A 22,719-nucleotide genomic window follows, 5' to 3' on the forward strand; every position below is an offset into this window, starting at 1 on the left:
CCTCAGCTAACGCAGGCTTTATCCCTGCGTCGTATGCTTTTGCCTGGCAAGCTGGTACTAGAAGGAGCCACCACCCGCAATATCTGCAAAGCCCGTACCGTTTGGTCCACATAGAAAGTTTCACAATGTCCACCTCCCTGTCCCTGCTGTTTCTGGGCGCTACCACCACGATTTCTTTGGTGGCAGCTATTGGTGCCCAGGGAACTTTTGTGCTGCGTCAGGGTATTTTGGGTCGGCATATTACCCCGATTATTATTTTCTGCATTCTGTCGGATGCTCTGATGATTGGCTTGGGTGTTGTGGGTCTGGGCGCTCTGTTGGATGCGGCACCGTGGTTTATTGAGGTGTTCCGTTATGTGGGTGCGGCGTTTTTGGCGTGGTTTGGTTTTGAGGCTGGCCGCCACGTGTTTACTCCGCACTCCATCGTGGTTGATGATGCGGAGGGTGATTCTCAGTCGTTGAGGGCGGCGCTACTGACCACGGCGGCGGTGACCTATTTGAATCCGCTGGCATGGTTGGATACGACTATTCTTTTGGGTTCGCTGGCGAATGCTCAGGGTGATCCTGGCCGTTGGTGGTACTACCTGGGTTGCTGTTGCGGTAGCCTGATCTGGTTTTTGATGCTGGGGTATGGTTCGCGTCTGTTGCGTCCGCTCTTTGCGCGCCCTTCAGCGTGGCGTGTTTTGGATGGTGCGACGGCTCTTCTGATGGCGTATCTGGTGTTCAACCTGCTGACGATGAACCTGTCTACCCACTAGCTTTTACCACCCTGACCCGACTCTTTATGCTTTGTCAGGCTCTTTTTCGGTGCTCTTCTCCTCTTCGAGGGGTATGAGCACTTCGTTTTTGGGCATGGTGAGCAGACCCAGGTAGATATCGCGAATAATCAGGATGTGCTTGATTCGCTCAATCATGGGCTTGAGGAAGCTTCGGGCGTACTTTTCGTCGCTACTGGTGGTTGCGACGAAGCTGAGCCCGGAGAACACGGCAACGATCATGGACACCTTGATGACGACGGCGTTGATATTGGTGTATACACCGAGGATTTTGAGGTGTTCGGGTTTGACGGTCATCCAAGATTCGATGGTGGTATCACTGATGGCGATGGATGAGAACCCCATGAAGAATCCGAAGACGAGCAGCATGAAGAAGATCGCCTGAATAATCTGCCCAATCATGGGGATGATGATGAGGTTGCTCCAGGGCGCGACTTTGAGGGGTCGGTGTTCGAGGATTTTCTTCTCTTCAACCCACTCTTGAGCGGTGTTCCAGATTCCGCCTTCGAGGGCTGCGGCATGCTCATAGTCGTTCTCGGTAAAGCGTGCGATGTCATCGCCCCTGTAGCGCCCCAGCAGGCGCGCTGTACGCTCCAGGGAGGTTGTGACGACCACGAACACGGCGAGTAGCCCCATGAGGCCCAGAACCGCCCAGGTGCGTGGGAAGCTGAGTCCGTTGGCGAGCTTCCAGAGGTCTGCGTTCACGAAGATGAAGAGCACGGACACCATGAGTACGGGCAGTACTTTCGCGATCATAGGCGGTAGGGAGGCGAGCTGGTGGATGGCGTGCTTGAGGGACCAGCCGAGTACTGTATCTACGCCTAGGAAGATGGCGAGGTAGATTCCGATAACGATGAGCGGGAAGGCTTTGCCACCGTCGTAGACGAAGTCGAGGCCATCGAGACTGCTGGTTTCGAAGACACCGGTGGTGAAGAGCACGCCGGCAAAAAGTACGGTGAGAATACCCGTGGTGATTTGAACCCACTGCGGGGTGCGAACCATGAGTTTGTGGGCAAGAGTAATGAACACGCCAGAGATGACCGGCATCACGAGGAAGATACCACCGAGAACGAGCAAAGGTAGCACTTCATCGCTGAGTGCAGTGTTGGTGGTGAGGGCTTTGACGTAGTCCGAGAGGGAACCATTTGCGTCATCAACTATGAAAATAAGGAGATCGCGCAGGAAGATATAGCAGATGTGCATGATGCCAGCCCACAGGATCCATGGCACGGAGCGTGGGAACGCGTCGAGAGCACGTTGACGTGCAGGAATGATGAGGGGCGCACCCTGTTTACGGAACCAGCTATTGCTCTGCTTCAGCATGTCAGCCTTGCTATAGTGCAGGGGTTCTTCTCCCGATGCAGAGGTCTTCTTGTGAAGGCGCGCCCAGCGAGGGCGTGCAGGGCTCTGCTGCGGGGTGTTCTGGTCCTGTGTGCTCATGACATACCACTCTACAGGGTTGAGAATCCTCTTTTACCCGCGAGCCTCTATAGTTCTTCTCGCTGGAGTTCAGCTCCAATAAAGCGGCTGTAGGCGCCCATGAGTAGCACAGCTACTTCTTCCTGTTCATCGTAGATGCCCAGCTCTTCGTCCTCACGACTCGTGTAGGTGCCGCTACTGATTTCGAGCAGGGATAACGGTCCTTCTGCGGTCTCCGGGGCTAGAGCGTCCAGGATGAAGCTCAGGCTTTCTTCTGATTCTTCAGATACGCCCAGGAAGCGCCCCAGGTGTGTACCCGGGTAGGGTGCGATGGTGAGGACGTCTTCGTTCTCGCATTGGATAATGCGTGCCACAGGAATAATGTCTCCGTCTGCGGTCTCTTCGAGCAGTAGCTCGGTGGAGAGGTCAATATGGCTCTCTTCGCTCTGTAGGAGCTGCCTGGGCCACCAGAGGTGAATGTATTCGGTCAGTGCTGCCCAGGCTTCGTGAGGCTCCAGTGTGCTCTCTACGTAGAGGGCTACCGTTCGTTCTACACCGTTGTGTTGATGCTGCTGATCGACTGGCTCTGGTGCGTGGGAAAACATCGGGTACTGCATGGTTCTACTCTATCCCAGTGTGTCTGTGGAGAGCATTCTTCCTTGTATGCAAAGCTCTAGACAAGGGCCTGAGGGCACAAAAAAAGGGGCAGACCCAAACGGGTCTGCCCCTTTCTATCTTTAGCTGTTAAAGCAAAAGAGCCCGCGTAAGCGGGCTCTTTTTATTGCCTATTGGATTGTTATCCAAAAACCATACAGTGAACGCAAACAACAATTCTCGAAAAAGTAAGCCTTCGGCCTATTAGTACCAGTCAACTCCACGAGTCTTCAGTCCCCGCTTCCATACCCGGCCTATCAACCTCATCATCTATAAGGAGCCTCACACACCAAAGTGCCAGGAAATCTCATCTCGAAACAGGCTTCCCGCTTAGATGCTTTCAGCGGTTATCCCTCCCGAACGTAGCCAATCAGCCATGCACCTGGCGGTACAACTGACATACCAGAGGTTCGTCCGTCCCGGTCCTCTCGTACTAAGGACAGCCTTTCTCAAATTTCCAACGCGCGCAGCGGATAGGGACCGAACTGTCTCACGACGTTCTGAACCCAGCTCGCGTACCGCTTTAATGGGCGAACAGCCCAACCCTTGGGACCGACTCCAGCCCCAGGATGCGACGAGCCGACATCGAGGTGCCAAACCATGCCGTCGATATGGACTCTTGGGCAAGATCAGCCTGTTATCCCCGAGGTACCTTTTATCCGTTGAGCGACGGCCGTTCCACAACGTACCGCCGGATCACTAGTCCCGACTTTCGTCCCTGCTCGACCTGCCAGTCTCACAGTCAAGCTCCCTTGTGCACTTACACTCAACACCTGATTGCCAACCAGGCTGAGGGAACCTTTGGGCGCCTCCGTTACACTTTAGGAGGCAACCGCCCCAGTTAAACTACCCATCAGGCACTGTCCCTGAACCAGATCATGGCCCGAAGTTAGACATCCAGATTGACCAGAGTGGTATTTCAACAACGACTCCACACAAACTAGCGTCCATGCTTCACAGTCTCCCACCTATCCTACACAAGCCAAACCAAACACCAATACCAAACTATAGTAAAGGTCACGGGGTCTTTCCGTCCTGCTGCGCGAAACGAGCATCTTTACTCGTACTGCAATTTCGCCGAGTTCATGGTTGAGACAGTAGGGAAGTCGTTACTCCATTCGTGCAGGTCGGAACTTACCCGACAAGGAATTTCGCTACCTTAGGATGGTTATAGTTACCACCGCCGTTTACTGGGGCTTAAATTCTCAGCTTCGCCCAAAAAGGGCTAACCAATCCTCTTAACCTTCCAGCACCGGGCAGGAGTCAGTCCGTATACATCGTCTTACGACTTCGCACGGACCTGTGTTTTTGATAAACAGTCGCTTCCCCCTGGTCTCTGCGACCCATACACGCTCCAGGCAGCAAGTGCCCATCACGCTCAAGGTCCCCCTTCTCCCGAAGTTACGGGGGCATTTTGCCGAGTTCCTTAACCATGATTCTCTCGATCGCCTTAGTATTCTCTACCTGATCACCTGTGTCGGTTTAGGGTACGGGCGGCTAAAACCTCACGCCGATGCTTTTCTCGGCAGCATAGGATCACCAAATCCCCCAAAAACGGGGTCCCATCACGTCTCAGGCACACAGCCGGCGCATTTAACAACCGACAACCCTACACGCTTAGACCACGACAACCATCGCGTGGCTTGGCTACCTTCCTGCGTCACACCTGTTAACACGTTTACCTCCAAAGATCGGGTCCCACAACCCACACAACACACAAACAAAAGCCTGCACATCATGCTTCGCATGGTTAGCATCACAATATCAGTATGGGCGGTTTTTCACCGGTACGGGAATATCAACCCGTTATCCATCGACTACGCCTGTCGGCCTCGCCTTAGGCCCCGACTAACCCAGGGCAGATTAACTTGACCCTGGAACCCTTGATCATCCGGCGGATGAGTTTCTCACTCATCTTTCGCTACTCATGCCTGCATTCTCACTCGCATAGCCTCCACCACTGGTTTACACCGCAGCTTCACCGGCCACACGACGCTCCCCTACCCAACAATCCAAAAAGATCATTGCCACAACTTCGGCGGTGTACTTGAGCCCCGCTACATTATCGGCGCAGAATCACTTGACCAGTGAGCTGTTACGCACTCTTTCAAGGATGGCTGCTTCTAAGCCAACCTCCTGGTTGTCTAAGCAACTCCACATCCTTTCCCACTTAGCACACGCTTAGGGGCCTTAGTTGGTGGTCTGGGCTGTTTCCCTCTCGACAATGAAGCTTATCCCCCACTGTCTCACTGCTACGCTCTCACTTACCGGCATTCGGAGTTTAGCTGACGTCAGTAACCCGTGAAGGCCCATCGGCCATCCAGTAGCTCTACCTCCGGCAAGAAACACGTAACGCTGCACCTAAATGCATTTCGGGGAGAACCAGCTATCACAGAGTTTGATTGGCCTTTCACCCCTATCCACAGCTCATCCCCTCCATTTTCAACTGAAGTGGGTTCGGTCCTCCACGACGTCTTACCGTCGCTTCAACCTGGCCATGGATAGATCACTCCGCTTCGGGTCTAGGTCATGCCACTCAAACGCCCTATTCAGACTCGCTTTCGCTACGGATACCCCACACGGGTTAACCTCGCGACATAACACTAACTCGCAGGCTCATTCTTCAAAAGGCACGCTGTCACCCCAAAAGGCTCCAACGGCTTGTAAGCACACGGTTTCAGGTACTATTTCACTCCCCTCCCGGGGTACTTTTCACCATTCCCTCACGGTACTGATTCACTATCGGTCATTAAGAAGTATTTAGACTTACCAGGTGGTCCTGGCAGATTCACACGAGATTCCACGAGCCCCGTGCTACTCGGGTGGCCACACCACGGACAGAACAATTTCGATTACGGGACTCTCACCCTCTACGGCCGACCATTCCAAGTCGTTCACCTACCATCCTGAACATCATGCCGGCAGCCAGTTAGAACTGCCACTGTGACTCCCACAACCCCCATGATGCAACGCCTAACCGCTATCACACACCACAGGTTTAGTCTCTTCCGCTTTCGCTCGCCACTACTCACAGAATCATTACTTTATTTTCTCTTCCTGCGGGTACTGAGATGTTTCACTTCCCCGCGTTCCCCCCAACCAGCCTATACATTCAGCTGGCGGTAACTCACCATGAAGATGAGCCAGGTTTCCCCATTCGGAAATCCTCGGATCACAGCCCAGTTATCGGCTCCCCGAGGCTTATCGCAGATTCACACGTCCTTCATCGGCTCTTAATGCCAAGGCATCCACCGTGTGCCCTTAATAACTTACACACAATCAAGAAAAATAAGAATCTAAAATCAACAATCAAACCAACACAAAGTCAGTTCAACGCAAATTCCAGAAGATGCTCGCGTCCACTATATAGTTCTCAAACAACAACCCACAACACAACAACAACACAAAAGAACACTTTTGCATCATCACCATGCCAGGCAAACAAAGGAACAACACATGCGTGTTACCCCAAAACCCAACAATGCGCCTCATCCAACCCAAAACCAACATTCCACCCATGAGCAAAACCACCCACCCGACACTCGCGGGTAGCATGGCCAACTAAATGTGCTCCTTAGAAAGGAGGTGATCCAGCCGCACCTTCCGGTACGGCTACCTTGTTACGACTTAGTCCCAATCGCCAATCCCACCTTAGACGGCTCCCTCCCAAAAGGGTTAGGCCACCGGCTTTGGGTGTTACCAACTTTCGTGACTTGACGGGCGGTGTGTACAAGGCCCGGGAACGTATTCACCGCAGCGTTGCTGATCTGCGATTACTAGCGACTCCGACTTCATGGGGTCGAGTTGCAGACCCCAATCCGAACTGAGACCGGCTTTTAGGGATTAGCTCCACCTCACAGTATCGCAACCCTCTGTACCGGCCATTGTAGCATGCGTGAAGCCCAAGACATAAGGGGCATGATGATTTGACGTCATCCCCACCTTCCTCCGAGTTGACCCCGGCAGTCTCCTATGAGTCCCCACCATAACGTGCTGGCAACATAGAACGAGGGTTGCGCTCGTTGCGGGACTTAACCCAACATCTCACGACACGAGCTGACGACAACCATGCACCACCTGTATACCAGCCCCGAAGGGAAACACCATCTCTGATGCGGTCCAGTATATGTCAAGCCTTGGTAAGGTTCTTCGCGTTGCATCGAATTAATCCGCATGCTCCGCCGCTTGTGCGGGCCCCCGTCAATTTCTTTGAGTTTTAGCCTTGCGGCCGTACTCCCCAGGCGGGGCACTTAATGCGTTAGCTACGGCGCGGAAAACGTGGAATGTCCCCCACACCTAGTGCCCAACGTTTACGGCATGGACTACCAGGGTATCTAATCCTGTTCGCTCCCCATGCTTTCGCTTCTCAGCGTCAGTTACAGCCCAGAGACCTGCCTTCGCCATCGGTGTTCCTCCTGATATCTGCGCATTCCACCGCTACACCAGGAATTCCAGTCTCCCCTACTGCACTCTAGTCTGCCCGTACCCACTGCAATACACGGGGTTAAGCCCCGGCCTTTCACAGCAGACGCGACAAACCGCCTACAAGCTCTTTACGCCCAATAATTCCGGACAACGCTCGCGCCCTACGTATTACCGCGGCTGCTGGCACGTAGTTAGCCGGCGCTTTCTCTGCAGGTACCGTCAATCTCTCTTCTTCCCTGCTAACAGAGGTTTACAACCCGAAGGCCGTCATCCCTCACGCGGCGTCGCTGCATCAGGCTTGCGCCCATTGTGCAATATTCCCCACTGCTGCCTCCCGTAGGAGTCTGGGCCGTGTCTCAGTCCCAGTGTGGCCGGTCACCCTCTCAGGCCGGCTACCCGTCGTCGCCTTGGTGAGCCGTTACCTCACCAACAAGCTGATAGGCCGTGAGCCCATCTATAACCACTACATAACGCTTTCCACCAACACCCCATGCGGAGATTGGTCGTATCCGGTATTAGACCCAGTTTCCCAGGCTTATCCCAGAGTTAAAGGTAGGTTACTCACGTATTACTCACCCGTTCGCCACTAATCCACCTAGCAAGCTAGGCTTCATCGTTCGACTTGCATGTGTTAAGCACGCCGCCAGCGTTCGTCCTGAGCCAGAATCAAACTCTCCGTTGAAAAAATAGAAAAGCTTGATAATCTGATCTCAAACAGCGAATCACACACGGGGGTGCGTGACTCAAGCTGACTAAATTTGAAACCATTTGATGATTATCAAATATCAATAAATATTTGGTATTAGTTTCAGTTTCCATCACCATTCGGTGATTTTATTGAACAAAGCACACTATTGAGTTCTCAAGCAACACACCGATTCAACACCTCAACCCCTTCATTCGAAGAAAGTCTTACCGTTGAACGGTCATTCATGTTATTTCGTTTATTACCGCATTCCCGCGGCAACTCAATCAACTATACCAGCGTTTTGTTTGCCATGCAAATCCGTTTTCCGTGATTCGCACCACAAAGTTTCTTTCCTAAACCCCTCCAGCATCACCAACCGGCAACCCGGATTTCCTTCAAGCAAGAAACCAAAACACTATACAATTGAAAGTCATTCAACCGCCTCTGACTAGGAGAAACACCGAAGAAAACTCTTCGTTTTTTCCTCCTCGCCGCGGCGACTCATACAACTATACAGATGCCGAAATGGGTCTGCAACCCGAAAATGGGTGAAGTAGACCACAAATAAGGCTTTGAAAGGGTCTCAAACACCCTCACAAACACCAAAACACCTAGTCAGGGCGTTTTATGGGTGCTAGAAAATCTTTAAAAAACTTCCAAAAAACCTCATAAACACAGAAGAAACCACTCAAACCCTCGCAGAATGCCCTCCTGAGCCCCCTCTGCAGCCCCTATCCCTATGCCCTGCACTGGACACCCATACCTGTAGATACAAAAAAGCCCCTCCCCTTCCATCCTGCAAGGAATAGAAGAAGAGGGGTACAGCCACAAAGTGCTGAAGCTTTAGTACTGGGGAGGCGCCTCATTCGCCATATTGTTGAAGCGCGAGTACTTACCGCTAAACGCCAACGGGATAGTACGAGTTGGACCACCACGGTGCTTCGCAATAATCATGTCCGCCTCACCCACACGTTCACTATCCGGGTTATACATATCCTCACGATGCAACAGAATCACCATATCCGCATCCTGCTCAATAGAACCCGACTCACGCAGATCCGAAACCATTGGACGCTTATCAGTACGCTGCTCCGAACCACGGTTCAACTGAGACAGCGCAATCACCGGAACATCCAGCTCCTTGGCCAACAGCTTCAGGCTACGAGAGAACTCCGAAACCTCCTGCTGACGCGACTCAACCTTCTTACCCGAACTCATCAGCTGCAGGTAGTCCAGCACCACAAGCTTCAAATCATTACGCTGCTTGAGGCGACGGCACTTCGCACGAATCTCCATCAGAGTCATATTCGGCGAATCATCAATAAAGAGAGGAGCAGAATCAATACGCCCCTGCAGAGTCGCTAGGTTCGTCCAGCCCTCAGTATCCAGGTCACCCTTCTTCAGACGACCCATCGAAATCTTGCCCTCCGCAGAGAGAATACGCATCGCCAACTCAGTACGACTCATCTCCAGCGAGAAAAACACAGTCGTCATCTGATGATGAATAGCCGCAGAACGAGCAATATCAAGAGCCAAAGTCGACTTACCCACACCCGGACGAGCCGCAATAACAATCATCTGGCCACCGTGCAAACCACCGGTCAACTCATCAAACTCAATAAAGTCAGTCGGCACACCGTACACGCCATCGGGGCGGTTCGAGTTCGCATCAATCTCATTGATGGTCTCCTCCAACGCCTCAGAGAAAGACACATAATCTTCCTTCGCGTTACCGTCAGTCACCGCATAAATCTCAGCCTGCGCCTGATCCACCAAAGTATCGACCTCAGTCTCATTGGCGTAACCCAGCTGAGCGATCTTCGTACCCGCCTCAATCAGGCGGCGCATAATCGCGTGCTCCTTAACAATCTCAGCGTAATACTGAGCGTTAGCAGCAGTCGGAACCGACGCAATCAGCGTATGAATATAGGCCGCGCCGCCCACACGAGCCAGCTCGCCGCGCTTCTTCAGCTCATCAGCAACCGTAATCGCATCCGCAGGGCTACCGTGACCGTACAGAGAAAGAATCGCCTCATAAATCGTCTCGTGCGCCGGCTTATAGAAATCAGACGCACGCAGGCTCTCAACCACATCCGCAATAGCGTCCTTCGACAGCAGCATGCCACCGAGCACCGACTGCTCAGCCACATCATCATGAGGCATAGTGCGGGAACCATAATCAATGGCAGTTTCAGACATGCTTATCCTCGCGTTTCAATCCGATATCTACGACGTTCCAGAAACAATTTCTGCAGAACTCCTATGCTAGTTTCTCACGAAGGCACACGCGAAACACATACACGCCTAACGGGGAGCGCGCAGATAATCCTCAATCTTCTCAACGGCGAGCGCCGCGCCATCCATAGTGCGCATTGCCTCGCCCAGCTGCCGCGCCCTAGCACGCATACCCTCATCGCTGAGCAGACGGTCCAGAATATCGCGCACATTGCCGCGGCGCACATCATTCTTCGTAAAGCGCAGGGCGTTACCGTGGCGCACGCACTCCTCAATATTCCAGCTCTGCTCCGCCTGCATCGCAATACCGGCAAACGGCACACCCGCCAGGCACGCCGTCTGTACCGTCCCCTCACCGCCGTGGGTTATCGAGGCATCAATATGGCCGGCGAGCAGATGCGCTGGAATAGTCCCGGGAACAGTCCCGGCGAAATGGATATTGCTGCCCAGCATGCTGGTATCCGAGAGCTGCACCCCGCCGCCGACCAGCACATCCACCGGAGCGGCTGACAACTGCTGCAGCACCTGCACCAAAATATCTGCAGAGCCAGATGAGCCCATTCCCACGTAAATCAGTGGCCGCTCCCTGGGCTCGCGAACAATCTGCGGCAGCTCACCGGGCGCACGGTAATAAATAGGACCCACACTAACATCGGGTTCTACCAAAGAATCCCCGCGCAGCTGCGTAAACAGAGAACAGATAAGATTCACATCGGCGCTGAGCATATCCACAGTACGGCGAGGAAGCCTAAGCCCATGCTCACGTGCCACACGGGTGAAAGAAGCCGGCTTATACGACAACACCCGCGCCACCGCACGCAACCACCCCGGTGCCGCAAGCTCGCCGCCTACAGGCTTCTTCGAAAAATACGTCGACGAGTAAGCGTACGGGCGCGCATAGAAAATAGGGATACCCGCAATACGCGCAGACAGCAGCATCGTCAGATTAGAACCAATCACCACAGCATCCGCATTAAAGTCACGAATAGCCGCGAGCTCAGCGTTGACCCGCCGACGCACCATATCGGTCGTGAAAGGATGCCGCAGTCCCCTACCCTGATCCAGCGCCATAATCTGCTCCACCTCAGCATCGCTCATGATCGGCTCGCGAAGATGCACAGGAAGCCCGGCGCTTTCCAGCAGTCCTATGTACTTAGGGGAGTACACGTGGAACAAGACCGTATGACCTCGCTCCCGAGCCATACGCGCTATCTCAATGCAGCGCGTGGTTTCACCCATATTGAAGCTTTCGGGAGAGAAAAGAATACGGCTCATAACAAACTCCGGCAGGCGCACACATGACTGAGCCGATTCTATGGCTCATAACCTCACCAGTGTAAAACGGAGCCCCAGTATTCCCTCGGATAGAGAGGAATACTGGGGCTCCGTTTCGCTGTATAAGCTTTGCGGTGTGATTCTGTCTTACTTCTTACGCAGAATCAGGCCGATAGCGCCAATGTGGTCCGCGTGGCGGCGGAACACACCGCGCATACCCAGCACACGCTCACGAATCTGCGGCTTACGCGCCAGATTGAACGCAATCTTCGCAACGCCAGCGGCACCCTCATCAGCCAGCAGACGCTTCGGTTCCAGCAGCGCCATATCGGTCTGGTACACATCCAGCACCTCAAAGCCAGCCTCTTCCGCCAGAGCAGTCCACTCGGCAACAGTCAGCGGACGGGCATTCACGCGGATAGTGCGCGCCAAATCCTTCTGAATCTCTTCCTTCAGCTCGGGGCGCAGATAATCGGGAACCAGCGACATCTCGTGAATAGCGTAGTAGCCGCCCGGACGCAGCAGGCGAGCCGCCTCACGCATAATCTCCAGCTTGTGCTTATCGGTCTGCATAGTCAGCATCGCCTCGCCCACCACGGCGTCGTAGCTTTCCGAGGGCAGACCGGTCTCCTGAGCGCTAGCGTTCACCACACGGTAGTTCGGCTTAGTCGATGCACCGATACGCTCGGTCACGATTTCAGCAGCCTTGGGGTCAAGATCCACACCGGTGTAGCTCTTGGGGGAACGCTTCACAATCTCCAGGGCGGTAATACCCAGGCCCGGCGCAAACTCCACGACGTCAATGTCGCCGCCCAGAGCACGAGCCAGCAGCCAGTTGGTGGTCTCGCGGCCGCCGGGGCGCAGAACCTTCTTGCCCAGCTGAGCCAGTAGCCAGTGACCTGCCGCCTTGTCGGCGGGGCGGTCGGTACCGGGAACGGAAGGGGTCTTAGACACGGAAGACAACTCCTCAATACTTGTATTTAATATGCAAAATTTATCTTCCCTAATTCTAGACCCGCCACCCCAAGAAAGGAAATATGACGTTATATAGAAGTGTGGTTGCCCTTTGTTACAGCATGCCGCAACATCACTACAGCCACCCTTGCTGCACGCCCTAGAGATTAAACAGAAACTGGAGCTGGACCTCTCGATCCAACCCCAGTCTCATCACACACACATACATACGAAAATCAGAGCCACTTCCGCAAGGAAAGTCCAACTTTCTGATGGCCCTCTCGAACCATCTATATAAAGTATTACGCGTAAACCTTTATTCCCTGTAGGTTAAAGCTGTAAGAAAGCTGGGAATAGATTTTTCCTCAAACTCGGGGAGAAAATCAGGGTGTAGCATCCCGGACCTCACACGGAAACTACAAGTCGCTTTAAAAGAAGAAAGGCAAGGCGCTTTTGCCTTGCCATCCTTCTTTCGCTAGCGGGCGACCCCGCTACACGAAACACACACATTCACATCGCAGTCCTCTCGAACCAACACTTATAGTAAACACCCCCAACCTTATGGGAGGATTGAATTTCGCTGGAAACAAGCTGGGAGAAAACCAACAGAACCCTGAGAGCTTTGATATTGTGCAGTTTGTGGACTCGAAACCGGGCTAATAAGCCGCCATATACAGCCCCAGCAGCACCAACGGGTTAGCCACTACAGAAATAACCACCAGGCAAATATTAGCCACACGATACTGGCGGAACTTCACCAGACCCACCAGTGCGCACACCAGCGCAATACTGGATGCAAGGCCGCCAACAATCAGCAAAAGAAGTAGAAGAGCGGTCGCGACATTAGCGTCCGCAAATGGGATAACCGCTAGAGCGCACAGCAGCAAATTGACACACTCCAACGCCACACCCGTGAACAGAAGCTGGGCACTAGAAGACAAACGTGAAAAAGATCGAGCCATGTACACCAGTCTACGGGGTCTACCAGACTACAGGGTCTACCCGTCTACGGTGCACACAGAGAATGTCGAATGTGCAGACCGGATTGGAATACCAGCAAAAGCCTCGAGGTACTTCCTATATAGAGGTGCATAAAGACAGTCCATCAAAAATCCCCTGAATAAGGGCGGCCGGATAAGGACGGAATGTCTATGCAACCGGCGCGATAACGAGAAAAACCGCGATGTTTCACGTGAAACATCGCGGTTTTCTGCACCTACAACGCACCCCGAGGAGCGCCCCAAAGGGTAAAGCAAACGGGGTGCCCCTCGCTAAGAGGGACACCCCGTCCGACACTCAACGCCGCAGCATCAAAGCAACAGCGTCAAATATCTAAAAATCTACTTACGCAGCAGCAACGACGTCCAGGACAACGTTAGCAACAACGTCAGCGTGCAGGCGGACAGTCACCTTGTACTCACCGGTGCGCTTGATAGCGGAACCCAGGTGGATGGTGCGCTTGTCAACGGAGCCAATGCCAGCAGCCTCAATAGCCTCAGCAATAGCCTCAGCCTTGACGGTACCGAACAGGCGGCCGTCAGCGCCAGCCTTGTGTGCAACGACAACCGGCTTAGCAGCCAGAGCCGCAGCAATTGCCTGAGCCTCTTCCAGAGAAGCCTTAGCACGAGCCGCACGAGCGGCGCGGATGGACTCAACCTGCTTCTCGCCACCCTGGGTCCAGGTCACGGCGAAGCCGCGGGGCAGCAGGTAGTTACGTGCGTAACCGTCCTTAACGGTGACAACATCGCCAGCTGCACCGAGGCCGGAAACTTCCTGAGTCAGAATGATCTTAGCCATGTTACTGTCTCTCCTTCTCTTTAGCGGCCAGCGCCGGAGTAGGGCAGCAGTGCAACTTCGCGGGCGTTCTTAATAGCCTGAGCGATCTTGCGCTGCTCCTGAACGGTCACGCCAGTCACGCGGCGAGCGCGGATCTTGCCGCGGTCGGAGATGAACTTGCGCAGAAGTGCGACGTCCTTGTAGTCGATAACGGTGACGTCAGCAGCCTTGAGGGGGTTCTGCTTGGGTTTGGGCTTACGGATTTCAGCCTTAGCCATCGTGGTGCTCCTTAGAGTTGGGAGCCCGCGGCGGATAACCGCGGGATGGATTGATAAATTACTATTCGGAAAACGAAACCGGCTTAGAACGGAGGTTCGTCATCGGCGCCGCTACCCCAGTCATAGTTACCACCAGACTGAGAACTCCACGGATCAGCAGCAGGAGCTGCGGGGGCCGCCGGAGCAGCCGGAGCGGAGTAGCCAGACTGGCCAGAGTAACCATTACCCTGAGCAGCAGCAAAATTGTTCTGCTGAGGAGCGGAGAAACCGCCCTGAGCAGCAGCGTTGTACCCAGCGCCACCGCCAAAGCCACCCTGCGCACCGCCACCGAAGTTATTACCTCCGGCAGAACGCTGTGCGCGAGTCACCTGAGCAGTAGCAAAACGCAGAGTCGGGCCGATCTCCTCGACCTCAAGCTCAAACGAAGTACGACGCTCGCCTTCCTTGGTCTCGTACGAGCGAGACTTCAGACGGCCCTGCGCGATAACCTGAGTACCCTTCTTCAGGGTCTCTGCAACATTCTCAGCGTAACCACGCCACACCGACGCACGCAGGAACAGGGTCTCCCCATCCTCCCACTGGTTCGTCTGGCGGTTAAAAGTACGCGGAGTCGATGCGATCGTGAAATTAGCAACCGCCGCACCCGCAGGGGTGTAACGAAGCTCCGGATCGCCAGTCAGATTACCAATAACGGTAATAACGGTATCGCCTGCCATTTGATGCCTCCTCGATAAGAGTTACAAGTATGTTGAATCCAGTACAGCGCAACCCCCTGACATTTTTAGGGGGTCAGCCGACCGGAAAGACCAACTACTTGCTGGAGATCTTCTGATCCTCCGGGCGGATGATCTTGGTACGCATGACGGACTCGTTCAGGTTCAGAACACGATCGAGCTCAGCTGCGGTCTCGGGGGTAGCGGTGAAGTTCACCACTGCGTAGATACCCTCAGACTTCTTCTGGATCTCGTATGCCAGGCGACGACGGCCCCAGATATCGACGTTGTCGATGGAACCACCCTCGTTGGTCACGATCTCGAGGAACTTGGACAGCGACGGCTCAACCGCACGGTCCTCAACCTCGGGGCTGAGGATAACCATCAGTTCATATGCACGCATGATTAAACCCCTCCTTTGGGCTAAACGGCTATGGGATTTCCATAGCAGGAGATTCATTGTGCCCTACACGTGAAACACACCGGGCGGGGAACACGCATAGATTTCTTAACAATACACGAGAAAAAGCAGATAGAACAGTACCGCACCGCGTGACCTCAACCATGCGATGCGGTACTGAAAACCGCAGAAGCTACGCCTGCTGACGCTGCTCCCACCACTGCACCAGACGAGCCTTCGCCTCCTCCTCAGGAAGCGAACCCTCATCCAGACGCACATTCAACAAGAACTTATACGCCTCACCCACCACCGGGCCCGGCGCAATACCAAGAATCTGCATAATCTGACCGCCATCCAGATCCGGACGAATCGCATCCAGCTCCTCCTGAGCAGCCAACTCAGCAATACGACGCTCCAAATCGTCATACGCCTCAGCCAGCGAGCGCGACAGACGACGATTACGAGTCGTCACATCAGAACGCGACACACGATGCAGACGCTCCAACTGGTCCCCCGCATCACGCACATAGCGGCGCACCGCAGAATCAGTCCAACCCGACTCGCGGTAACCATAGAACCGCATATGCAGCTCCACCAGACGAGCCACAGCCTTAATCGTGTCATTATCAAAACGCAGAGCACGCATACGCTTCTTCACCATCTTCGCGCCCACCACCTCATGGTGCAGGAACGAGACAGAGCCGTCCTTCTCAAACTTACGAGTCTTCGGCTTACCAATATCGTGCATCAACGCCGCAAAACGCAGAATAAAATCAGGAGCCGGGCACGGACCGTCCTCGTCCGTCTCCTTCTCCATCGCCTGCTCCATCACCTTCAACGAATGCGCATACACATCCTTATGGTGATGCGCAGGATCCATCTCCATACGCAACGCAGGAAGCTCCGGCAATACATAATCCGCCAGACCCGTATCCACCAGCAGGTTCAAACCCACCCGCGGATAATCAGCCTCAATCAGCTTCACCAACTCATCACGCACACGCTCAGCCGAAATAATCTCAATACGGCCAGCCATCTCACGCATCGCCTCGAAAACCTCCGGGGCAACCTCAAGATTAAAACGCGCAGCAAAACGAGCCGCACGCATCATACGCAGCGGATCCTCAGAAAAAGACTCCTCCGGCGAGCGCGGAGTACGCAAAACACCCGCACGCAAATCCTCAACGCCACCAAACAAGTCAACAACCTCACCACTGGGCAAAGCCGCCGCCATCGCATTAATCGTGAAATCACGACGCACCAAATCAGCGCTCAAATCCGTGCCGAACTCAACCGTCGGCTTACGCGAATCCGAAACATACACCTCAGCACGGTACGTGGTCACCTCATACACCACGCCATTCTTACGCGCACTAATCGTGCCGTACTCCTTACCGATATCCCACGTATGCTCACCCCACCCACGCAGAATCTGCTCGCTCTGCTCCGGAGTAGCATCCGTCGTCAAATCAAAATCGGTGAAGAGACCATCCTCAACCCGCAGATTATCGCGGACAATACCGCCCACCAAGTACAGCTCAAAACCCGCCGCACGGTACAGTTCTCCCAGCTCGGCGGCATCCGGGTACTTCGACACAACATCAATAATCAGCGACATAATCCTTTAATCGTGCCAGAAAAACCACCCATGCGCCCACCTCACACCCGCAACACCCCACCAAAGACAGCTATCTCACCCCAAACCGAGGCACAAAAACCTCAGCCTATCGGTTAAGGTAGAACCATGAGCATTCCCGTACCCCGCGCCCCCAAAACGCGCTTCACCGCGCCCGCGCGAGCGGTACCCGCCCCCGAAGAAGTCTCCGCAGGCGGGCTCATCATCGACTTCGACCGACCCGAACAGCTGCCCGTAGCCATCATCGCCCGCATCAACCGCAACGGACAACGCGAATGGTGCCTACCCAAAGGCCACATCGAACACGGCGAAACCACCGTCGAAGCCGCACAACGCGAAATCAGCGAAGAAACCGGAATCGCCGGCTACCCCGTAGCCTCCCTCGGCACCATCGCCTACTGGTTCACCTCCAACGGCACGCGCATCCACAAGACCGTGCACCACTACCTCTTCGCAGCAACCGGCGGCGAACTCAGCATCGACAACGACCCCGACCACGAAGCAATCGACGTCGCCTGGGTCCCCCTCGAAGAGCTCCCCACCCGCCTCTCATTCGCCAACGAGCAACACATAGCCCGCAGTGCGCGCGAATACATCACCACCCAGCTCTAAACACCCACCAAAGAGCCCCAAAACTAAAAGAAGCAATCACCCGCCGACACAGGAGAGACCTACGTGGCACGTAACGACGCCCGCTCAAGCGCAATCATGGCAGCAGGCACCCTCGTCTCGCGCATCCTCGGATTCGTCAAGACCATCCTGCTCACCGTAGCCATCGGCTCACTCTCAACCGTCGGCGACGTCTTCGAAACCGCCAACACCCTACCCAACCTCATCTATGTCCTCGTAGCAGGCGGCGTGTTCAACGCAGTCCTCGTACCGCAAATCATCAAGGCAGCCAAAGCACAAGACGGCGGCGCACGATACATCTCCAAACTCGTCACCCTCACCGTCACCGCAATCGGCCTCATCACCCTCATCACCGTCGCCTGCGCCTGGCCCATTATCAGCATCATGGGCTCAGGATGGAGCCCCGAACAACGACAGCTCGGCTTCATCTTCTCCCTCTGGTGCCTACCCCAAATCTTCTTCTACGGCCTCTACACCGTCATCGGACAGGTCCTCAACGCCAAAGACGCGTTCGGCGCCTACATGTGGTCGCCCGTACTCAACAACGTCATCACCATCCTGTCGCTGTTCCTGTTCATCTTCCTCTTCGGCGCACAGACCCCCAACCCCAACCCCATCCACACCGTAGCAAGCTGGACCAACGCACAAACCCTCGTGCTCGCAGGCTCCTCCACCTTCGGCGTCATCATGCAGGCACTCGTCCTGTTCATCCCCCTACGCAAGCTCGGTCTGCGCCTCAAGCCAGACTTCGCATGGCGAGGCATCGGCCTGCGCGCAGCCTCCAAGCTCGCCGCCTGGACCCTCGCCTCCGGCATCATCTCCAACCTCGCGTTCCTCTACATGACCAAGGTCGCCGCAGGCATCGTCGGTCAGCGCGAACACTACGCCGCCCTCGGCATCCAAATCCCCGGCCTGCAGGCACTCAACTACGCCTCCATGCTGTACATGCTCCCGCACGGCGTCATCGGCATCTCCATCGCCACCGTGCTCTTCAACCGCATGAGCGCCTCCGCCATCGCCGACGACAGCGACAGCGTCATCTACGCGCTCTCCCACGGCCTGCGCAACGCAGCCGTAGCCACCGTCTTCTGCATGGTCGCACTCATGGTACTCGCAGGCCCCATCGCCGTACTCTTCAGCGGTGGCGACCCCATCGCAGCAACCATCATCGCCAAGCTCATCGTCATCACCGCGCTCGGCACCCCCACCCTCACCATCAACTACCTCTACAGCCGCGTGCTCTACGCCCGCGAAGACGCACGCACCCCCTTCCGAATCCAGGTGTACTCCGCCATCATCATGGTCATCATGAGCTTCGCAGCATCCCTGCTCGACGCCCAGTACACCGTGTACATGCTCGCCTTCATCTACCCGGTGCACAACATCCTGATCCTGCTCATCAGCCACCACATGGTCCGCCGCCGCCTCGGCTACTACGGCCAGCGCGGCATCGTCAGCACCTACGCCCGCACCACCCTCGCCTCCCTCTTCGCCGGCGGCATTGCAGCCATTGCACTCTGGCTGCTCGGCGGCTACCAGCTCGACGGATTCGCCTGGGCATCCAAGCTCACCGCAATCATCACCCTCGCCGTATGCGGCACCGTCATGGGCCTGGCATACCTCGCCGGTATACAAATCTTCCGCGTCAAGGAAGCCAACGCACTACTGGCACCCCTCACCTCCAAACTTGAGCGTTTTGCCCGCCGCTAAAGCAGCACACAACGCCCAACCCGGGTAGCTGCCTGCACACCCACCGCACCCCACACCGGGGCCCGCAGAAGGCACAGGTAGCCACCCGGACGCCACAAACTATCACTCAGCCCCAGCATCCTTCAATGCCGGGTAGAATCTAATAGTCAGGGCCCGCCACATGGCAGGCACTATGAAACCACCTCGGGAGAACACGTTGTCGCAACAGATTCCGGTCGGATCGGTCCTCGGAGGCCGCTACGAAATCACCGCACACATCATCATTACGGCAGAATCCGACATGGTGCTTGAAGGCACCGACCAGATTCTCAACCGTAAGGTCTCGGTCGTCGTCGCATCGCCCAGCCGCAGCGCACTGCTGGAAGCAAACTCCCGCGCGCTCGCAACCAACGCACGCGGCAACATCCAAATCCTCGACCTGGGCATCACCCCCGAAGGTAGCCGCTACCTCGTCACCTCCCACACCCGCCCCGACACCCTGCTGGACACCCTGCTGGTCGAAAACCACGCACTCTCCAACGCAGAAGACGCGCTGGGCACCGAAATCTTCGGCGACTCCGAAAGCGGCAGCTCCCCCAACACCTACGAGAAGGTCTCCTCCTCCACCGCCAACCAGGAGAGCATCACCGCAGCTAAGAACTGGAACGCATCCGACGGCGCAGCCGTCACCGCATACTCCGAACCCACCAGCATCTACGAAGATGACGAAGACGAAGAAGACGGCAGCCGCGGCACCTGGGCAGTCGCCCTGGCAGCAGTCCTGCTGCTCGTCATCGTCGCAGGCGGTATCCTCACCTCCCTGGGTGCAATCGGCTCCAACCAGGCAGCCGCACCGCACACCCCCAAGTCTTCTATGTCGGCATCCGAATCGGCTGCGGCAAACGCCAGCGCATCGGCATCCCCGACCGCTAAGGCATCGAACGCACCGGCGAAGATCGCGTCCGTGGCTCGCTTCGTGCCTTCGAACCCCACGTTCATGAACGACATGGACACCCTCATCCCGAACCTGACCGACGGTAACGCCAACACCGCATGGATCAGCTACGGCTTCGGCACCGCCAACTACGCCGGCACCATCAAGGAATTCGGCCTGGCACTGAAGCTGCAGACCCCCACCGTCGTCTCCAAGCTGACCATTCAGCAGAACACCGGCACCGGCGGCTCCTTCACCGTCTACACCAACAGCTCTGCATCCCTGGACGGTGCGGTTGAGGTCGGCAAGGGCACCTTCGAAGGTAAGGATGCAGTCGTCACCCTGGACACCTCCAAGCAGAGCGTAGAAAAGGGCGCCTACGTGATCATCGTGGTCAACGAGCTGCCCCGCCTCTCCCTGCCGATTGGAGCTTGGAGTTACGGTCTGCGCATCAACGAAATCAAGGTGGACTAATCAACCCATAACGCGACGCCGACAGGGCGCTCGCACCACAGATACACCCCAGGTAAAAGGGCGGGGCTTCTGAACTCAACGGTTCGGAAGCCCCGCCCTTTTTGATGTCTATTTATGACTCTTTATGGCAGGGGCGCTACTCAAAGATTCACAGTGCGCGGAGTATCTGGATATAGGGTCCCCCAAGATGGAATAATCGAGGATAAAGCCCCGTTATAGGGGCAGAACGAACTACCTACAACGGAAAGACATATCCGATGACTGAGAATCTGGGAGGCCTCTTCGGAGGCTCCGCTCTGGGCAACCTGAACCTCGCGTCCGCGCCCACCACCAAAGCCTCACCGGCATCCGAGGTTGAGGCCGACGCAACCGTCCACAACGTCATTATTGTGGGCTCCGGCCCCGCCGGCTACACCGCCGCAATCTACGCGGCACGCGCCGAGCTGAAGCCCGTCCTCTTCGCCAGCTCCCTGGCACCCGGCGGCGCCCTCATGAACACCACCGAGGTGGAGAACTTCCCCGGCTTCATTCAGGGCATCCAGGGCCCCGAGCTGATGGAGAACATTGGCCAGCAGGCTGAGCGTTTCGGTGCAGACATCCGCTACCAGGATGTAGAAAAGGTCGAACTCACCGGCGACGTGAAGAAGGTCTATACCGCAGACGGCGCCGTTCACCTGGCGAAGACCGTCATCATGACCACCGGTTCTCAGGTCCGTAAGCTCAACATCGAGGGCGAAGATCGACTCTCCGGTTACGGCGTCTCCTGGTGCGCAACCTGCGATGGCTTCTTCTTCAAGGACAAGGAAATCGCAGTGGTCGGCGGTGGCGACTCCGCACTGGAGGAGGCACTGTTCCTGACGACCTTCGCTTCCAAGGTGTACCTGGTGCACCGCCGCGATTCTTTCCGCGCTTCGGAAATCATGCAGACCCGCGTTTTCAACAACCCGAAGATTGAGGTTGTCTGGGACTCCGCTGTCACCGCAGTTCACGGTGAGAGCAACCTCGAGTCGATTACCCTGACCAACACCAAGGACGGTTCTGAGCGTCAGCTGGCTGTTCAGGGCCTGTTCATCGCTATTGGATCCGACCCTCGCGTGGAGCTGGTACGTGATCAGCTGGAGATTACCGAGAACCACACCATCGCGGTTCAGGGTCGTTCCTCGAAGACTTCCGTTCCCGGCGTTTTTGCTGCCGGTGACGTGATTGACCCGACCTACCGCCAGGCAATTATTGCCGCTGGTTCCGGTGCTGTTGCCGCTCTGGACGCGCAGCACTACCTCGAAAACCTCTAAACTATTCGTATTACTCGCAGGGGAATCCACCCCGTGTCAGAAAGGAGCACTCCGTGAGCAGTGCACAGCAGGCAACTGATGCCACTTTTGACGAACTGGTTCTGAAGAACGACAAGCCCGTTATCGTGGACTTCTGGGCTGAATGGTGCGGCCCCTGCCGCATGGTTGGCCCCGTAATTGATGAGATTGCTGGCGAGTACGCCGGTCAGGTCGACGTGGTCAAGGTGGATGTTGAAGCAAATGGCGATACCGCCATGGAGTACGGCATTACCTCCATTCCCGCCATCTACCTTTTCAAGGGTGGCGAGGTCGTCAAGAAGACCGTAGGCGCTAAGACGAAGTCTGCTCTGCTGGCTGAGTTCTCCGAGCACCTGGGCTAATCTTTCGAGAAGCTAGAGAAAAACCCTCGGTGATGTTTCACGTGAAACATCACCGAGGGTTTTTGTATATGCAACTGGTTTCAGTTGCTAA

17 protein-coding genes and 2 rRNA genes are annotated in these 22,719 nt (G+C 55.6%); 6 read left to right on the forward strand and 13 right to left on the reverse strand.

Annotation, left to right across the window (positions count from 1 at the left end; translation table 11 throughout):
• Positions 1-125: 125 nt before the first annotated feature.
• Entirely contained in the window at positions 126-758 is a 633-nt protein-coding gene (locus tag ACP3RB_RS07975; RefSeq protein ID WP_426698991.1) for a LysE/ArgO family amino acid transporter, read from the forward strand.
• Between the two features lie 24 nt (positions 759-782).
• On the opposite strand, the gene ACP3RB_RS07980 is transcribed toward ACP3RB_RS07975, so the two are convergent.
• The 13 genes from ACP3RB_RS07980 to ACP3RB_RS08040 form a co-directional block, all read right to left on the reverse strand.
• Positions 783-2,216, reverse strand: a complete 1,434-nt coding sequence (locus ACP3RB_RS07980) for a D-mannonate dehydratase (protein WP_426698992.1) — start codon at positions 2,214-2,216, stop codon at positions 783-785.
• Between the two features lie 47 nt (positions 2,217-2,263).
• Entirely contained in the window at positions 2,264-2,800 is a 537-nt protein-coding gene (locus ACP3RB_RS07985; RefSeq protein ID WP_424824664.1) for a GTPase, read from the reverse strand.
• 233 nt (positions 2,801-3,033) lie between these two features.
• Positions 3,034-6,124 (reverse strand): 23S ribosomal RNA (locus tag ACP3RB_RS07990).
• Between the two features lie 303 nt (positions 6,125-6,427).
• Positions 6,428-7,956, reverse strand: a 16S ribosomal RNA gene (locus ACP3RB_RS07995).
• The 16S and 23S rRNA genes sit together here, the layout of an rRNA operon.
• 849 nt (positions 7,957-8,805) lie before the next feature.
• Positions 8,806-10,161 carry a replicative DNA helicase gene (gene dnaB, locus ACP3RB_RS08000; RefSeq protein WP_060824099.1) on the reverse strand — a complete coding sequence of 452 codons (1,356 nt, stop codon included), beginning with the start codon at positions 10,159-10,161 and terminating at the stop codon, positions 8,806-8,808.
• 105 nt (positions 10,162-10,266) lie between these two features.
• A complete protein-coding gene (locus ACP3RB_RS08005; RefSeq protein ID WP_426698993.1) occupies positions 10,267-11,472 on the reverse strand; it encodes a glycosyltransferase in 1,206 nt (401 codons plus the stop codon).
• A 147-nt stretch (positions 11,473-11,619) separates the two neighbouring features.
• Entirely contained in the window at positions 11,620-12,426 is an 807-nt protein-coding gene (locus ACP3RB_RS08010) for a class I SAM-dependent methyltransferase (RefSeq protein WP_070819187.1), read from the reverse strand.
• 656 nt (positions 12,427-13,082) lie between these two features.
• Entirely contained in the window at positions 13,083-13,388 is a 306-nt protein-coding gene (locus ACP3RB_RS08015) for a hypothetical protein (protein WP_303978415.1), read from the reverse strand.
• A gap of 382 nt (positions 13,389-13,770) precedes the next feature.
• Positions 13,771-14,223 (reverse strand): 50S ribosomal protein L9, encoded by a 453-nt coding sequence (gene rplI, locus ACP3RB_RS08020; protein ID WP_294629730.1) that lies wholly within the window; start codon positions 14,221-14,223, stop codon positions 13,771-13,773.
• A 20-nt stretch (positions 14,224-14,243) separates the two neighbouring features.
• Positions 14,244-14,480 (reverse strand): 30S ribosomal protein S18, encoded by a 237-nt coding sequence (rpsR, locus tag ACP3RB_RS08025; RefSeq protein ID WP_004005948.1) that lies wholly within the window; start codon positions 14,478-14,480, stop codon positions 14,244-14,246.
• An 83-nt stretch (positions 14,481-14,563) separates the two neighbouring features.
• A complete protein-coding gene (locus tag ACP3RB_RS08030; RefSeq protein WP_005504055.1) occupies positions 14,564-15,196 on the reverse strand; it encodes a single-stranded DNA-binding protein in 633 nt (210 codons plus the stop codon).
• Between the two features lie 94 nt (positions 15,197-15,290).
• Positions 15,291-15,596 carry a 30S ribosomal protein S6 gene (gene rpsF / locus ACP3RB_RS08035; protein WP_049332208.1) on the reverse strand — a complete coding sequence of 102 codons (306 nt, stop codon included), beginning with the start codon at positions 15,594-15,596 and terminating at the stop codon, positions 15,291-15,293.
• 190 nt (positions 15,597-15,786) lie between these two features.
• Positions 15,787-17,211, reverse strand: a complete 1,425-nt coding sequence (locus ACP3RB_RS08040; protein ID WP_314608626.1) for a CCA tRNA nucleotidyltransferase — start codon at positions 17,209-17,211, stop codon at positions 15,787-15,789.
• Positions 17,212-17,337: 126 nt separating this feature from the next.
• Between ACP3RB_RS08040 and ACP3RB_RS08045 the strand changes: the two genes are divergently transcribed.
• From ACP3RB_RS08045 to trxA, 5 genes are all read left to right on the forward strand, one after another.
• Complete coding sequence (locus ACP3RB_RS08045; protein ID WP_314608627.1) at positions 17,338-17,841, forward strand: NUDIX hydrolase; 504 nt, start codon at positions 17,338-17,340, stop codon at positions 17,839-17,841.
• Between the two features lie 63 nt (positions 17,842-17,904).
• A complete protein-coding gene (gene murJ / locus ACP3RB_RS08050) occupies positions 17,905-19,569 on the forward strand; it encodes a murein biosynthesis integral membrane protein MurJ (RefSeq protein WP_314608628.1) in 1,665 nt (554 codons plus the stop codon).
• Between the two features lie 196 nt (positions 19,570-19,765).
• Positions 19,766-20,956 (forward strand): serine/threonine protein kinase, encoded by a 1,191-nt coding sequence (locus ACP3RB_RS08055; protein WP_426698994.1) that lies wholly within the window; start codon positions 19,766-19,768, stop codon positions 20,954-20,956.
• A 257-nt stretch (positions 20,957-21,213) separates the two neighbouring features.
• Complete coding sequence (gene trxB / locus ACP3RB_RS08060; protein ID WP_426698995.1) at positions 21,214-22,248, forward strand: thioredoxin-disulfide reductase; 1,035 nt, start codon at positions 21,214-21,216, stop codon at positions 22,246-22,248.
• Positions 22,249-22,301: 53 nt separating this feature from the next.
• On the forward strand, positions 22,302-22,628 hold the full coding sequence (trxA, locus tag ACP3RB_RS08065; RefSeq protein ID WP_315428438.1) for a thioredoxin: 327 nt from the start codon (positions 22,302-22,304) through the stop codon (positions 22,626-22,628).
• Positions 22,629-22,719: the final 91 nt, after the last annotated feature.

Origin of the sequence: Rothia mucilaginosa (genome assembly GCF_049990865.1) — a bacterium.
In the GTDB taxonomy this organism is placed as follows: Bacteria; Actinomycetota; Actinomycetes; order Actinomycetales; family Micrococcaceae; genus Rothia; species Rothia mucilaginosa_I.